The organism is Pseudomonas sp. IPO3747 (assembly GCF_013385245.1).
In the GTDB taxonomy this organism is placed as follows: Bacteria; Pseudomonadota; Gammaproteobacteria; order Pseudomonadales; family Pseudomonadaceae; genus Aquipseudomonas; species Aquipseudomonas edaphica.
Window position 1 is genome coordinate 86,852 of sequence record NZ_JACAQL010000004.1, and the last position, 13,131, is coordinate 99,982.

The 13,131-nt window shown below is 60.5% G+C and carries 14 protein-coding genes; 2 read left to right on the forward strand and 12 right to left on the reverse strand.

Annotated elements, in window-relative coordinates; genetic code table 11:
• Positions 1–160 precede the first annotated feature (160 nt).
• Positions 161–1,453 (forward strand): sulfite dehydrogenase, encoded by a 1,293-nt coding sequence (gene soxC, locus HX790_RS07355; protein ID WP_017134966.1) that lies wholly within the window; start codon positions 161–163, stop codon positions 1,451–1,453.
• On the forward strand, positions 1,440–2,024 hold the full coding sequence (locus HX790_RS07360) for a c-type cytochrome (RefSeq protein ID WP_017134965.1): 585 nt from the start codon (positions 1,440–1,442) through the stop codon (positions 2,022–2,024). The genes soxC and HX790_RS07360 overlap by 14 nt, the downstream gene beginning before the upstream one ends.
• Positions 2,025–2,263: 239 nt before the next feature.
• Here HX790_RS07360 and HX790_RS07365 read toward each other — a convergent pair whose 3' ends face one another.
• From HX790_RS07365 to fleN, 12 genes are all read right to left on the reverse strand, one after another.
• On the reverse strand, positions 2,264–2,656 hold the full coding sequence (locus HX790_RS07365) for a DUF2802 domain-containing protein (RefSeq protein ID WP_017134964.1): 393 nt from the start codon (positions 2,654–2,656) through the stop codon (positions 2,264–2,266).
• Complete coding sequence (locus HX790_RS07370) at positions 2,657–3,139, reverse strand: chemotaxis protein CheW (protein ID WP_017134963.1); 483 nt, start codon at positions 3,137–3,139, stop codon at positions 2,657–2,659.
• 62 nt (positions 3,140–3,201) lie between these two features.
• A complete protein-coding gene (locus HX790_RS07375; RefSeq protein WP_017134962.1) occupies positions 3,202–3,987 on the reverse strand; it encodes a CheW domain-containing protein in 786 nt (261 codons plus the stop codon).
• Positions 3,987–4,775 (reverse strand): ParA family protein, encoded by a 789-nt coding sequence (locus tag HX790_RS07380; RefSeq protein WP_017134961.1) that lies wholly within the window; start codon positions 4,773–4,775, stop codon positions 3,987–3,989. Before HX790_RS07380 ends, HX790_RS07375 begins: the two co-directional genes overlap by 1 nt.
• Before the next feature lie 51 nt (positions 4,776–4,826).
• Positions 4,827–5,714 carry a flagellar motor protein MotD gene (motD, locus tag HX790_RS07385; RefSeq protein ID WP_017134960.1) on the reverse strand — a complete coding sequence of 296 codons (888 nt, stop codon included), beginning with the start codon at positions 5,712–5,714 and terminating at the stop codon, positions 4,827–4,829.
• Between the two features lie 271 nt (positions 5,715–5,985).
• Positions 5,986–6,726 (reverse strand): flagellar motor protein, encoded by a 741-nt coding sequence (locus HX790_RS07390; RefSeq protein WP_005790033.1) that lies wholly within the window; start codon positions 6,724–6,726, stop codon positions 5,986–5,988.
• Positions 6,726–7,847 (reverse strand): chemotaxis response regulator protein-glutamate methylesterase, encoded by a 1,122-nt coding sequence (locus HX790_RS07395; protein ID WP_169984811.1) that lies wholly within the window; start codon positions 7,845–7,847, stop codon positions 6,726–6,728. Before HX790_RS07395 ends, HX790_RS07390 begins: the two co-directional genes overlap by 1 nt.
• Positions 7,848–7,895: 48 nt before the next feature.
• Positions 7,896–10,121, reverse strand: coding sequence for a chemotaxis protein CheA (locus HX790_RS07400; protein WP_017134959.1), 2,226 nt, complete (start codon positions 10,119–10,121; stop codon positions 7,896–7,898).
• Between the two features lie 11 nt (positions 10,122–10,132).
• Positions 10,133–10,921, reverse strand: coding sequence for a protein phosphatase CheZ (locus tag HX790_RS07405; protein ID WP_017134958.1), 789 nt, complete (start codon positions 10,919–10,921; stop codon positions 10,133–10,135).
• Between the two features lie 18 nt (positions 10,922–10,939).
• On the reverse strand, positions 10,940–11,314 hold the full coding sequence (locus HX790_RS07410; RefSeq protein WP_003192908.1) for a chemotaxis response regulator CheY: 375 nt from the start codon (positions 11,312–11,314) through the stop codon (positions 10,940–10,942).
• 168 nt (positions 11,315–11,482) lie between these two features.
• A complete protein-coding gene (fliA, locus tag HX790_RS07415) occupies positions 11,483–12,223 on the reverse strand; it encodes an RNA polymerase sigma factor FliA (RefSeq protein WP_017134957.1) in 741 nt (246 codons plus the stop codon).
• Positions 12,220–13,053: a flagellar synthesis regulator FleN gene (gene fleN, locus HX790_RS07420; RefSeq protein WP_003192912.1), complete on the reverse strand. Its 834-nt coding sequence runs from the start codon at positions 13,051–13,053 to the stop codon at positions 12,220–12,222. The genes fliA and fleN overlap by 4 nt, the downstream gene beginning before the upstream one ends.
• Positions 13,054–13,131: the final 78 nt, after the last annotated feature.

The following is a 13,131-nucleotide window of genomic DNA, read 5'->3' on the forward strand; positions in this document are numbered from 1 at the left end:
GGACCTTTGAGGAGGAGAAAAAAGCCATCCGCTTGAAAATTAATTCGTCGCCGGGTTACATCAATTTCAAAGCCTGCGATTAAAAACCGACTACATTAAAACCCATGGTGCAGCGTTAACCGCTGGTGAGTCGCCAAAATTTTTGCTCAGGAGAGCCAGAATGAAAGACGACTCAACAGACGATAAACCCGCAATCGCCGCGCCCCTGGCTCGCCGGGACTTCCTCGGCAAAACCAGCCTGCTGGTTGGCAGCGCCGCGCTCGGGGTTGCTTTTGGCCCGTTGGCGCGCGCGGCACAGTCTCCCGGATCAGCCGATGAACAACTGGAAGTGCCGGCCTGGACAAAAACCTTGGGCGGTCCCACCGGTGTGCCCTACGGTAAACCGTCCAGCTTTGAGACGGATGCGGTGCGCAATCTCTACCCCGGGCTTACCGAGCGCATGTCGGCCTACAGTACTTCGCCCCTGCAGGAACTGGACGGCATCATTACGCCCAACGGGCTGTTTTTTGAACGCCATCACGCCGGCGTGCCAGCGATTGATCCGGCCAGGCACTTCCTGGTGATTCATGGGCTGACCGACACAGCCTTGCTATTCACCCTCGATGAGCTACGCCAGTTTCCCGCCGTCTCGCGCATCCACTTCATCGAATGCTCGGGCAACCCTTCATTCCTGCCGCCCTGGGGCAAAACCGCCGCTGAAGTCGCGGGCCTGGTCAGCTGTGCCGAGTGGATCGGCGTGCCGCTGAAAACCTTGCTGCACGCGGCTGGCCTTAAGCCAGGGGCGAAATGGGTTGTGGCTGAAGGCGCCGATGGCGCCGCCATGACCCGCAGCCTGCCGCTCGAAAAATGCCTGGATGACGTGTTGGTCGCCTACAGCCAAAACGGCGAAAGGCTGCGCCCCGAGCAAGGTTACCCCCTGCGTCTTATCGTTCCGGGTTATGAAGGCAATACCCACATCAAGTGGCTGCGCCGCCTGCATGTCACCGATGCCCCGGCGTACAGCCGTGAAGAAACGGCCAAATACACCGACTTGATGCCAGATGGGCGAGCCAGGAAGTTCTCCTTCGTGATGGAGTGCAAGTCACTCATCACGGCCCCGTCCGGCACCCAGACACTCACCCGCAAAGGCCCGCATGAAATACGCGGGATCGCCTGGAGCGGCAACGGCAAAATCACCCGCGTGGACGTGTCCGTCGACGGCGGGAACAACTGGTATGCGGCCACGCTGCAGGAGCCGGTGCTGAACAAATGCCTGACGGTGTTTCGCGCGCCCTTCCAATGGCAGGGCAAAGAAATGCTCATCATGAGCCGCGCCATCGACGAGACCGGCTACGTGCAACCCAGCCTGGAACAACTGAAAGCCGTGCGCGGGGACTTCTCGTTCTACCACAACAATGCAGTCCAGCCCTGGCGCATCAACGCCAATGGGGAGGTGAGCAATGGCCGTGCATAACCTTACCGCCATGGCATTGGGGCTACTGAGCATGGGCGTGGTCGCATGCGCATCGACGGCTGCGCAATCCGGCTTGGGGCAGCCGGTGACAGAGCACTACATCGCCCGCTGGAACATCGACGTCGCTCCCGATGGCAAGAGCCTGCCCGCCGGACAAGGCACGGTCATGGAAGGCGAAAAGGTCTATCAAACCAGCTGCCTTGGCTGCCACGGCGCCAACCTGGAGGGCGGCACCGGCCCGGCACTAATGGGCGGCGCAGGCTCGCTCCCCACATCCAAACCGGTCAAAACTGTCGGCAGTTATTGGCCCTACGCAACCACCCTGTTCGACTATGTCAGGCGCACCATGCCCTTCCAGCAACCACAGTCGTTGAGCAATGATCAGGTGTACGCAGTGGTGGGTTATATCCTGAACAAAAACGAGATAGTGGAAGCGAACGCCACGGTGGATGCTGCCACCCTCACTCATCTGAAAATGCCCAATCGCGACGGCTTCTACGTCGACGACAGGCCGGATGTGCGTGTGGAGCCTTGCTATAAGGAATGTATCGGCAGCCCGAAAGCACATTGATGCGCTTTTGATCCAACCACTCCGGTCGGCTTTCGATCTCAAGCGCAGATCAAAAGACCGCTGATTTTGCCAGCGAAAAGGATGTAATGGCCAGAGCAACAGAACAATACTCGGTCAACTGTGGGAGCTGGCTTGCCTGCGATGCAGGCACTTGGGTACATCAGGTACACCGAGTTGATGCCATCGCAGGCAAGCCAGCTCCCACATTTCGACCGCGGTGTCTCAGAGGATCGCCGCAATCAGCTCTTGTGCAACTTGCTCATCAACTGCGCCTCAGCCTGGGTCAACCCACACGACTGCGTCAGCTCATCCACCGTCGCCCCCATGCCGACCAATTTGGCCGCCTGGGCAAACGACAGGCTTGAAGGATCACGCTGCTCAATCTGCGCCAACTTATCCGGCAACGGCCCAAGAATCGCGCGCAGTTCATGCACTTCATCCCCGACCTTCACCGCACTCTGCTGGAAGTGATCCACACGCTTGACCAAATCCAGAATCCGTCGGTCACGCACAGCATCGCGCTCGGCCTGCTGCACGGCCAGTTCCCGTTGCTGGCGCATATAGCGCAGCAGGAATGCCAACGTCCCGGCCCACAACAGGGCCAGGACAATCACCGCCGCATCAAGGAACAATCAGATGCTCTCCAGTTCCGACCATTCTTCTTCGCTCATCATCTTGTCCAGCTCAACCAGAATCAACAGCTCGTTGTTCTTGTTGCACACGCCCTGGATGAACTTGGCCGACTCTTCGTTACCGACGTTCGGCGCGGTTTCCACTTCCGATTGGCGCAGGTAAACCACTTCAGCCACGCTGTCGACCATGATACCGACCACTTGCTTGTCGGCTTCGATGATCACGATACGCGTGTTGTCGTTGACTTCAGTAGGCATCAGGCCAAAACGCTGGCGGGTATCGATCACCGTCACCACGTTGCCACGCAGGTTGATGATGCCCAGCACGTAGCTCGGCGCGCCTGGAACCGGGGCGATTTCGGTGTAGCGCAGCACTTCCTGCACGCGCATCACGTTAATGCCGTAGGTTTCATTGTCCAGTTTGAAGGTAACCCATTGCAGGATCGGATCATCCAAACCTTGTGCGGATGCTGACTTGTTCATACCCCTGACCCCTTCAGTGTGTGCTTCTTCGACCGCGCAACCGCACGGCCCTTATTGTTCAATCAACTGCGTTTGTTCTGTGGCATCGTCTTGACCGCCCCACTGGCGATCAACTCGGCCAGTTCGGCGACGTCGAGCAACGCGCACATATGTTCAATCACGGTGCCCGCCAGCCAAGGCCGCTGGCCCCGGTGGCTGCGCCACTTGATTTCATTCGGGTCCAGGCGCAACGAGCGGCTGACTTGATGCACCGCCAGCCCCCACTCGTAGCCCTGCACCGAGATCACGTATTGCAAGCCCTGGCGAAAATCATCGCGGTAGCGGTCGGGCATCACCCAGCGCGCCGTATCCAGCACCTTGAGGTTGCCGGCCTGGCTGGGCAGGATGCCGAGGAACCACTCCGGTTGCCCGAACAGCGGCGTCAGCTCCTGGCCTTCCAGCGAGTAGATCGACCCCAGGCACACCAGCGGCACCGCCAGGGTCAACCCGGCGACGTCGAACAGCAGGCACTCGAACGGCTCGGCCGCCCACGATGGGCGACCGTCACCCGTGACCGGCGGCGGCGTGATGCTCGGCGGCAGGTGCACATCGACCACCGGTTCAACCACCACGGGCGTGACCACCACGGGCGCAGGCACAATCGGCACCACCACGTGGGCATCACGAGCCTGTTCTTCCAGCACCGCTAACTGAAATTCATCCAGGGTGCTTTCGGGTTCGACTACGACCGGTTCAAGGACCAGAATCGGCTCGGGCAATTCTTCTGCCGTCGCATCCTGCAACAAGGCGTCCAGGTAGGATTCCAGTGCCAGTTGCGGCCGGGTCTTAAGCTCAACGGGACGGTTCATCACGCCACCTGCGCCACAAGTTGCTGGGACAGCAGATGTTTAAGCAACGCACGGTAAGCCAGTACGCCACGGCTCTTGCCGTCGAACTGCGACGGCGTGAGCCCGGCGCGGCTGGCGTCACGCAAGCGCGTGTCCACCGGAATGTAGCCGTTCCAGATCGTTTCCGGGTAAGCATCGCGCAACACCCGCAAGGTGCCCAGCGACGCTTGGGTACGACGGTCGAACAGTGTAGGCACGATGCTGAACGGCAGCGCCTGTTTGCGCGAACGGTTGATCATCGCCAAGGTGCTGACCATACGCTCCAGGCCTTTGACCGCCAGGTGTTCGGTCTGTACCGGGATCACCAACTGCTGGCTGGCCGCCAAGGCATTGACCATCAGCACGCCCAGCAACGGTGGGCTGTCGATGATCGCGTAGTCGAAGTCCTGCCACAGTTGCGCCAGGGTCTTGGCGATCACCAGGCCCAGGCCGCTCTGCCCCGGCGACTGGCGCTCAAGGGTCGCCAGCGCGGTACTCGACGGCAACAGCGAAATGCTCTCGTTGCTGGTGGGCAGCAGCAATTGCCCGGGCAAATCTGCCGGTACGCTGCCCTTGTGCAGGAACAGGTCGTAACAGCTGTGCTCCAGCGCATCCGGGTCATAGCCGAAATAACTGGTCATCGAGCCGTGCGGGTCCAGGTCGACCACGACCACACGCTTGCCCGCCTCGGCCAGCAAGCCGGCCAAGGCGATGGACGTGGTGGTCTTGCCGACTCCACCCTTTTGATTGGCAACTGCCCAGACTCTCATTCAGTTGGTTCCTCCCGGTAGGCTAAGGCGCGACCGAGACATTACATAACATTATTGAGCCGGTGACGGAGAATTGACGGCGCTCTGACGAACCGGCGGCTTAACGGTTGGCGGTGCAGTTTGTGTGCCAGCCCGCTTCAAGGCTGCATCCGGTGTTGCGTTGGCAGTACCGGTGCCGGTCAGGCTGCGGCGCACATCCAGGTTACGTGACACCACCAGCACCACACGGCGGTTGCGCGCGCGGCCTTCGGCAGTGGCGTTATTGGCCACCGGTTGGAACTCACCGTAACCCACCGACGCCAGGCGCCCAGGGTTCACGCCCTGCATCGCGAGCATGCGCACGATGCTTGAGGCCCGTGCCGATGACAGCTCCCAATTGGTCGGGTATTGCGCGGTGCTGATCGGGAAATTATCGGTAAAGCCTTCGACGTGGATCGGGTTCTCAAACGGTTTGAGAATCGCCGCCACCTTGTCGATGATGGTGAACGCCTGATCGCTCGGCAACGCATCGGCGCTGGCGAACAGCAGGCTGGAATTAAGCTCGATCTCCACCCACAACTCATTGCCGCGCACGGTCATCTGGTTGGATTTGATCAAGTCGCCAAACGCGGCACTGATGTCATCGGCGATGCTTTTGAGCGGGTCGCTGGTGCCACCGATGCCGGCGGCGGTTTCGTCACTGTCATTGACCAGCGGCTTGGCCGGCGTCACGGTCTTGGGCCGCTCCTCGCCAATCGGGATCGGCTTGAGCGAGCGGTCGGTGTCGTTGAATACGCCCACCAGCGCCTGGGAAATAATCTTGTACTTGCCCTCGTTGATCGACGAGATGGAGTACATCACCACAAAAAACGCGAACAGCAAGGTGATGAAGTCGGCGTAAGACACCAGCCAGCGTTCATGGTTGACGTGCTCTTCAGGCTCGCGGCGGCGACGGCTCACAGGCAGATACCTCCCTGACCCCTATTGAGCGCTTCACGGTGGGCCACTTCACGGGTGCCCGCTTCACTGTGGCGAGCGAGCTTGCTCGCGCTGGGGCGTGAAGCGGCCCCACTCCGGGCAATGCGTTTGTTCAGGCAGGTTGCGGTGTATGGTTTTGGGGCTGCTTCGCAGCCCAGCGTGAGCAAGCTCACTCGCCACAACAAGCTCGCTCGCCACATCGAGTTCGCTCGCCACATAACGCTCACTGGCCACAGGTCGATGTGCATGGGCATTAATCCATGAAGCCCTGGAGCTTCAATTCGATGGAGCGCGGGTTCTCGCCCTCGGCAATCGACAAGATGCCCTCCAGCAGCATTTCGCGGTAACGCGATTGGCGCATGGCGATCGACTTGAGCTTGCTGGCCACCGGCAACAACACCAGGTTGGCACTCGCCACGCCGTAAATGGTGGCGACAAACGCCACGGCAATGCCGCTGCCCAGCTGCGACGGGTCGGCCAGGTTGCCCATCACGTGGATCAGGCCCATCACGGCACCGATGATGCCGATGGTCGGCGCGTAGCCGCCCATGCTTTCAAAGACTTTGGCGGCGTTGATGTCGCGGCTTTCCTGGGTGTAGAAATCCACCTCAAGGATGCTGCGAATCGCCTCGGGTTCGGCGCCGTCGACCAGCAATTGCAGGCCTTTGCGTGCGTAACTGTCGGGCTCGGCATCGGCCACGCCTTCCAGGCCCAGCAGGCCTTCCTTGCGCGCGGTGAGGCTCCAGTTGACCACACGGTCGATGCCGCCGGGCAGGTCCACGCGCGGCGGGAAGATAATCCACACCAGAATCTGCATGGCGCGCTTGAACGAACTCAGCGGCGACTGCAACAGCGCCGCGCCCACAGTACCGCCAATCACGATCAGCGCCGCCGGGCCATTGGCCAAGGCGCCGAGGTGGCCGCCTTCCAGGTAGTTGCCGCCGATAATCGCGACAAACGCCATGGTGATGCCAATCAGGCTCAAGACATCCATCAGAGGCAGGCCTCCACCAGATGTTTGCCAATGTCGTCCAGGCTATAAACCGCGTCAGCCAGGTCCGCCTTGACGATGGCCATGGGCATGCCATAAATCACGCAGCTGGCTTCGTCCTGCGCCCAGATCGCGCTGCCACCCTGCTTGAGCAGGCGTGCGCCTTCACGGCCGTCGGCGCCCATGCCGGTGAGTACCACCGCCAGAACTTTGTCGCCGTAGGACTTGGCCGCCGAGCCGAAGGTGATATCCACGCACGGCTTGTAGTTCAAGCGCTCGTCGCCCGGCAGGATTTTGATCGCGCCACGGCCGTCGACCATCATCTGCTTGCCGCCCGGTGCCAGCAGTGCCAGGCCAGGACGCAGGATGTCACCATCCTCGGCTTCCTTGACGCTGATGCGGCACAGCTTGTCCAGGCGCTCGGCAAAGGCCTTGGTGAAGGCGGCGGGCATGTGCTGGATCAACACGATCGGCGCCGGAAAGTTGGCCGGCAGTTGGGTCAATACGCGCTGCAAGGCCACCGGGCCGCCGGTAGACGTACCAATGGCGACCAGCTTGTAGGCTTTGCGCTTGGGCGCAGGCGAATGCGCGCTCGGTGCCGGGGCCCGCACCGGCGCCACTGCGGGCCGGGCTATCGGGGCCGGGGCCGGGCGAGCAAACGTCGAGGTGCTAGGCGTCGGCGCGGCAACTGGCGCAGGCGCAGGCGCACTGAACAGGCTGCGACGGTTACTGCGCGAAATGCTGTGCACCTTCTCGCACAGCATCTGCTTGACCTTGTCGGGGTTGCGCGAGATGTCTTCGAAATTCTTCGGCAGGAAGTCCACCGCACCCGCGTCCAGCGCGTCGAGGGTCACCCGGGCGCCTTCGTGGGTCAGCGAGGAGAACATCAACACCGGGGTCGGGCAGCGCTGCATGATGTGCCGGACTGCGGTGATGCCATCCATCATCGGCATCTCGTAGTCCATGGTGATCACGTCCGGTTTCAACGCAATGGCTTGATCAATCGCCTCTTTACCGTTGGTGGCCGTGCCGACCACCTGGATGGTTGGATCGGCGGAAAGAATTTCCGAGACGCGGCGGCGGAAGAAACCCGAATCGTCCACCACCAGGACCTTGACTGCCATAAACACTCCGTTAGGCGGGGCGGGCACTACCGCCCTGCCCCACCAGAATCAAATACGCCGAGCGGCGTAACGCTTGAGCATGCTCGGAACATCAAGAATCAGCGCGATCCGACCGTCACCGGTGATGGTCGCACCCGACATGCCTGGGGTTCCCTGCAGCATTTTGCCCAAAGGCTTGATGACCACTTCTTCCTGGCCCACCAGTTGATCGACCACAAAGCCGATGCGCTGGGTGCCCACGGACAGAATCACCACATGGCCCTCGCGCTGCTCTTCATGCTTGGCCGAAGCCACCAGCCAGCGCTTGAGGTAGAACAGTGGCAACGCCTTGTCGCGCACGATCACCACTTCCTGGCCGTCCACCACGTTGGTGCGTGACAGGTCGAGGTGGAAGATCTCGTTGACGTTGACCAGCGGGAAGGCGAACGCCTGGTTGCCCAGCATCACCATCAGGGTCGGCATGATCGCCAAGGTCAACGGCACCTTGATCACGATCTTGGAGCCCTGGCCCTTGGTCGAGTAAATATTGATCGAGCCGTTGAGCTGGCTGATCTTGGTCTTCACCACGTCCATGCCCACGCCACGGCCGGACACATCGGAAATCTCGGTTTTGGTCGAGAAGCCCGGCGCGAAGATCAGGTTGTAGCATTCGGTGTCGGTCAGGCGGTCGGCGGCGTCCTTGTCCATCACGCCGCGCTTGACCGCGATATTACGCAGAATCGCCGGGTCCATGCCTTTGCCGTCATCGGTGATCGACAGCAGGATATGGTCGCCTTCCTGCTCGGCCGCCAGAATCACCTTGCCGTTACGCGACTTGCCCGAGGCTTCGCGTTCTTCCGGGGTTTCGACGCCATGGTCGACGGCGTTGCGCACCAAGTGGACCAGCGGGTCGGCCAGGGCCTCGACAAGGTTTTTGTCGAGGTCGGTTTCTTCACCCACCAGTTCCAGGTTGATTTCTTTCTTGAGCTGGCGCGCGAGGTCGCGAACCAGGCGCGGGAAACGGCCGAAGACTTTCTTGATCGGCTGCATGCGCGTTTTCATTACGGCGGTCTGCAAGTCTGCGGTGACCACGTCGAGGTTCGACACGGCCTTTTGCATGGCTTCATCGCCGCTGTTCAGGCCCAGGCGCACCAGGCGGTTACGCACCAGCACCAGTTCGCCGACCATGTTCATGATGTCGTCCAGGCGCGCGGTATCAACCCGCACGGTGGTTTCGGCTTCACTGGCAGGCTTTTCGGCTACCGGCGCCGCTGCGGCACGCGCAGGTGCGGCAGCCGGTGCCGGTGCGGGCTTGGCAGCCACAGGCGCGGCGGCTTTGGCTGGCGCAGGTTTGGCAGCCACAGGCGTTGCAGTCGCTGCTGCAGCCGGGGCCACTTCAGAGAACTTGCCTTTGCCATGCAACTCGTCGAGCAGCGCTTCGAATTCGTGATCGGAGATCAGGCCGTCAGCGCCAGGCTCAACGCTGGCAGGCGCGGCGCTGGCGGCAGGTGCGGCCGCGATGGCGGCGACTTCCGGCAAGGCTTCGGCGGCAAACGTGCCCTTGCCATGCAGTTGGTCGAGCAGTGCTTCGAATTCGTCGTCGGTAATGTCGGTGGCGCTTGTAGATGTGGCAGACGCAGCAGGCGCTGCCGACTCAGCAGCAGGTGCCACGGCGTCCGGCGCAAACTGGCCTTTACCGTGCAACTGGTCGAGCAGGGATTCGAACTCTGCGTCGGTAATGTCTTCGCTGGTCGGCACGGCAGGCGCAGCCACCGCTTGCGGTGCTTCAGCTTCGGCTTTCACCGCGCTCAGGGAGTTGAGCAGCTGTTCGAACTCGCTGTCGGTCACATCCGGCTCGGCTTCAACCTCAGGCTCAGGCGCGGCGACCGGCGCAACCGAGGTATCGGCAGGTTCGGCCAGGCGTGCCAGCGCAGCCAGCAACTCCGGCGTGGCAGCCGTGATCGGCGCACGTTCACGCACCTCGCTGAACATGCCGTTGACCGCATCCAATGCTTCGAGAATCACGTCCATCAGTTCCGAGTCGACGTGACGCTCACCCTTGCGCAGGATGTCGAACACGTTCTCGGCGATGTGACAGCACTCCACCAGCTCATGGAGCTGGAGGAAGCCGGCGCCCCCTTTTACAGTGTGAAAACCGCGAAAAATTGCATTGAGCAGGTTCGCATCATCCGGTCGGCTTTCCAGCTCGACCAGTTGTTCGGACAGTTGCTCTAAAATTTCGCCGGCCTCTACAAGGAAATCCTGAAGGATTTCTTCATCGGCGCCGAAGCTCATGTGGGTGCTCCTTAGAAGCCTAAACTGGATAACAGGTCATCTACGTCATCCTGACCTGACACAACGTCTTCACGTTTATCGGCATGAATCTGCGGACCTTCACCCTTGGCGAGATGTTTTTGTGGATCTTTTTCCGAGAGGATCGCTGCGCGGTCATGTTCGATGCCGGCAAAACGGTCGACCTGGCCGGCCATCAGCACCAATTTGAGCAAGTTGCTTTCCACTTCGGTGACCAATTGGGTCACGCGCTTGATCACTTGACCGGTGAGGTCCTGGTAATCCTGGGCCAGCAGAATGTCATTGAGGTTGCTGGCCACCGTGCGGTTTTCCTGTTCGGTGCGCGACAGAAAAGCCTCGACCCGACGCGCCAACTCACGAAACTCCTCAGCCCCCACTTCCCGGCGCATGAAGCGGCCCCAGTCAACGCTGAGCGCCTGAGCTTCGGTGGCCATGCCATTGACCAAGGGCGTGGCGTTTTCCACCAGATCCATGGTGCGGTTGGCCGCCGCCTCAGTCAGCCGGACCACATAGGACAGGCGTTCGGTGGCATCGGTGATCTGCGAGATTTCTTCGGCCTGGGGCATGTGCGGGTCAATCTGAAAATTGACGATTGCACTGTGCAGCTCGCGTGTGAGCTTGCCCACTTCCTGATACAGGCCGCGGTCACGGGTCTGGTTAAGCTCATGGATCAACTGCACCGCGTCGCCGAACTGGCCTTTTTCAAGGCTGTCGACCAACTGGTGAGCATGCTTTTTCAGGGTCGATTCAAAATCGCCCTGTGACGTTTCTTTATGCTCCATAGCTCCCCCGTGGTGACATCAGCCGTGGATGCGTTCGAAGATTTTTTCGATCTTCTCTTTCAAGGCCAATGCAGTGAATGGCTTGACCACGTAACCGTTAACCCCGGCCTGGGCGGCTTCGATGATCTGTTCACGCTTGGCTTCGGCGGTCACCATCAACACAGGCAAGCTGCGCAGTTTTTCATCGGCGCGCACGTGACGCAGCAAGTCGATACCGGTCATGCCCGGCATGTTCCAGTCGGTTACCAGAAAGTCGATGCTCCCGCTGTTGAGGATCGGAATCGCCGTCAGGCCGTCATCCGCCTCGACCGTGTTGGTGAACCCAAGGTCACGCAACAGGTTTTTTATGATCCGCCGCATCGTTGAGAAGTCATCAACGATGAGGATTTTCATGTTCTTGTCCAATTCGACCTCCAAGCAGTCTTAAACGCGCCCAGCACCTGGACGCGCCATTTCAATCAACAGGCGTTACACAAAAAGGACTGCCCAGGGCACCACGGCACGAACCCGCAAAAGCGTAGAGCCTTTGCGGTAGCGTCTGCAGTGTCCCCACACTGCCTGTCAGCGCGCGCGCCACTCTCCCAATCGCCCCCGCAAGCGGGCGGCGCACTGGCTATGCAGCTGGCTGACACGCGATTCGCTGACCCCCAGGACCTCACCGATTTCCTTGAGGTTCAGCTCTTCGTCGTAGTACAGCGCCAACACCAGTCGCTCACGCTCCGGCAAATTGGCAATCGCCTCCGCCAACGCGCTCTGGAAACGTTCGTCTTCCAGGTCGCGCGACGGTTCCAGATGTGCACTCGCGCCGTCCTCGTGCAGCCCTTCGTGTTCGCCGTCCTGCAAAAGGTCGTCGAAACTGAACAGGCGGCTGCCCAAGGTATCGTTCAAAATCCCGTAGTAATCGTCGAGACTCAATTGGAGTTCGGCCGCAACTTCATGATCTTTAGCGTCACGACCGGTTTTTGCTTCAATTGCACGAATTGCGTCACTGACCATACGCGTATTGCGGTGTACCGAACGCGGCGCCCAATCCCCTTTACGCACTTCATCGAGCATCGCACCGCGTATGCGAATACCCGCATACGTCTCGAAACTCGCGCCCTTGCTCGCGTCGTATTTGGTCGACACTTCGAGCAGGCCGATCATGCCGGCCTGGATCAAGTCCTCAACCTGCACACTGGCAGGCAGGCGTGCCAGCAAGTGATAGGCAATGCGCTTGACCAAGGGCGCATAGCGCTCGATCAGTTCGCCCTGACTGTCACGTGCCGACTTTTTGTAAAGGTTGTAGCCGCTGGATGTCATAGCACAGGTCCCGCGCTCGTCTGATGCACCAATCGCTCGACGAAAAACTCCAGATGCCCCCGAGGGTTGGCAGGCAACGGCCAAGTATCGACCTTCTGAGCAATAGCCTTGAACGCCAATGCGCACTTCGAACGAGGGAACGCTTCATAGACTGCACGCTGCTTTTGCACAGCCTTGCGCACACACTCGTCATAAGGAACTGCGCCCACGTATTGTAAGGCGACATCGAGGAAGCGATCCGTGACCTTGGTCAACTTGGCAAACAGATTTCGCCCTTCCTGCGGGCTTTGGGCCATGTTGGCCAGCACGCGGAAGCGGTTCATGCCGTAGTCACGGTTAAGCAGTTTGATCAGGGCATAGGCGTCGGTGATCGACGTGGGTTCGTCGCACACCACCAGCAGCACTTCTTGCGCGGCGCGCACGAAGCTGACCACGGACTCGCCGATCCCGGCGGCGGTGTCGATCACCAGCACATCGAGGTTGTCGCCGATGTCGCTGAACGCCTGAATCAGGCCGGCATGCTGCGCCGGGCTCAGGTGCACCATGCTCTGGGTGCCTGAGGCAGCCGGCACGATGCGAATGCCACCGGGACCTTGCAGCAGCACATCGCGCAGCTCACAACGGCCTTCGATCACATCGGCAAGGGTGTGTTTGGGTGTCAGCCCCAGCAGAACGTCCACGTTCGCCAGGCCCAGGTCAGCATCCAGCAGCATGACGCGACGGCCAAGCTCTGCCAGGGCCAGGGACAAATTCACTGACACGTTAGTTTTCCCGACGCCACCTTTGCCGCCGGTCACCGCGATCACCTGTACGGGATGCATGCTGCCCATTTTATTTCTTTACCTTGTCTTGCTTAGACGCAGGCTACATGGCTTGGCCGCGTGAATCGCTTGCAGACCATCGATGTA

Coding starts and splice junctions, on each gene's coding strand:
- soxC (WP_017134966.1), top strand. CDS start 161: ATGAAAGACGACTCAACAGACGATAAACCCGCAATCGCCGCGCCCCTG.
- HX790_RS07360 (WP_017134965.1), top strand. CDS start 1,440: ATGGCCGTGCATAACCTTACCGCCATGGCATTGGGGCTACTGAGCATG.
- HX790_RS07370 (WP_017134963.1), bottom strand. CDS start 3,139: ATGAACAAGTCAGCATCCGCACAAGGTTTGGATGATCCGATCCTGCAA.
- HX790_RS07375 (WP_017134962.1), bottom strand. CDS start 3,987: ATGAACCGTCCCGTTGAGCTTAAGACCCGGCCGCAACTGGCACTGGAA.
- HX790_RS07380 (WP_017134961.1), bottom strand. CDS start 4,775: ATGAGAGTCTGGGCAGTTGCCAATCAAAAGGGTGGAGTCGGCAAGACC.
- HX790_RS07390 (WP_005790033.1), bottom strand. CDS start 6,726: ATGGATGTCTTGAGCCTGATTGGCATCACCATGGCGTTTGTCGCGATT.
- HX790_RS07395 (WP_169984811.1), bottom strand. CDS start 7,847: ATGGCAGTCAAGGTCCTGGTGGTGGACGATTCGGGTTTCTTCCGCCGC.
- HX790_RS07400 (WP_017134959.1), bottom strand. CDS start 10,121: ATGAGCTTCGGCGCCGATGAAGAAATCCTTCAGGATTTCCTTGTAGAG.
- HX790_RS07405 (WP_017134958.1), bottom strand. CDS start 10,921: ATGGAGCATAAAGAAACGTCACAGGGCGATTTTGAATCGACCCTGAAA.
- HX790_RS07410 (WP_003192908.1), bottom strand. CDS start 11,314: ATGAAAATCCTCATCGTTGATGACTTCTCAACGATGCGGCGGATCATA.
- fliA (WP_017134957.1), bottom strand. CDS start 12,223: ATGACATCCAGCGGCTACAACCTTTACAAAAAGTCGGCACGTGACAGT.
- fleN (WP_003192912.1), bottom strand. CDS start 13,053: ATGGGCAGCATGCATCCCGTACAGGTGATCGCGGTGACCGGCGGCAAA.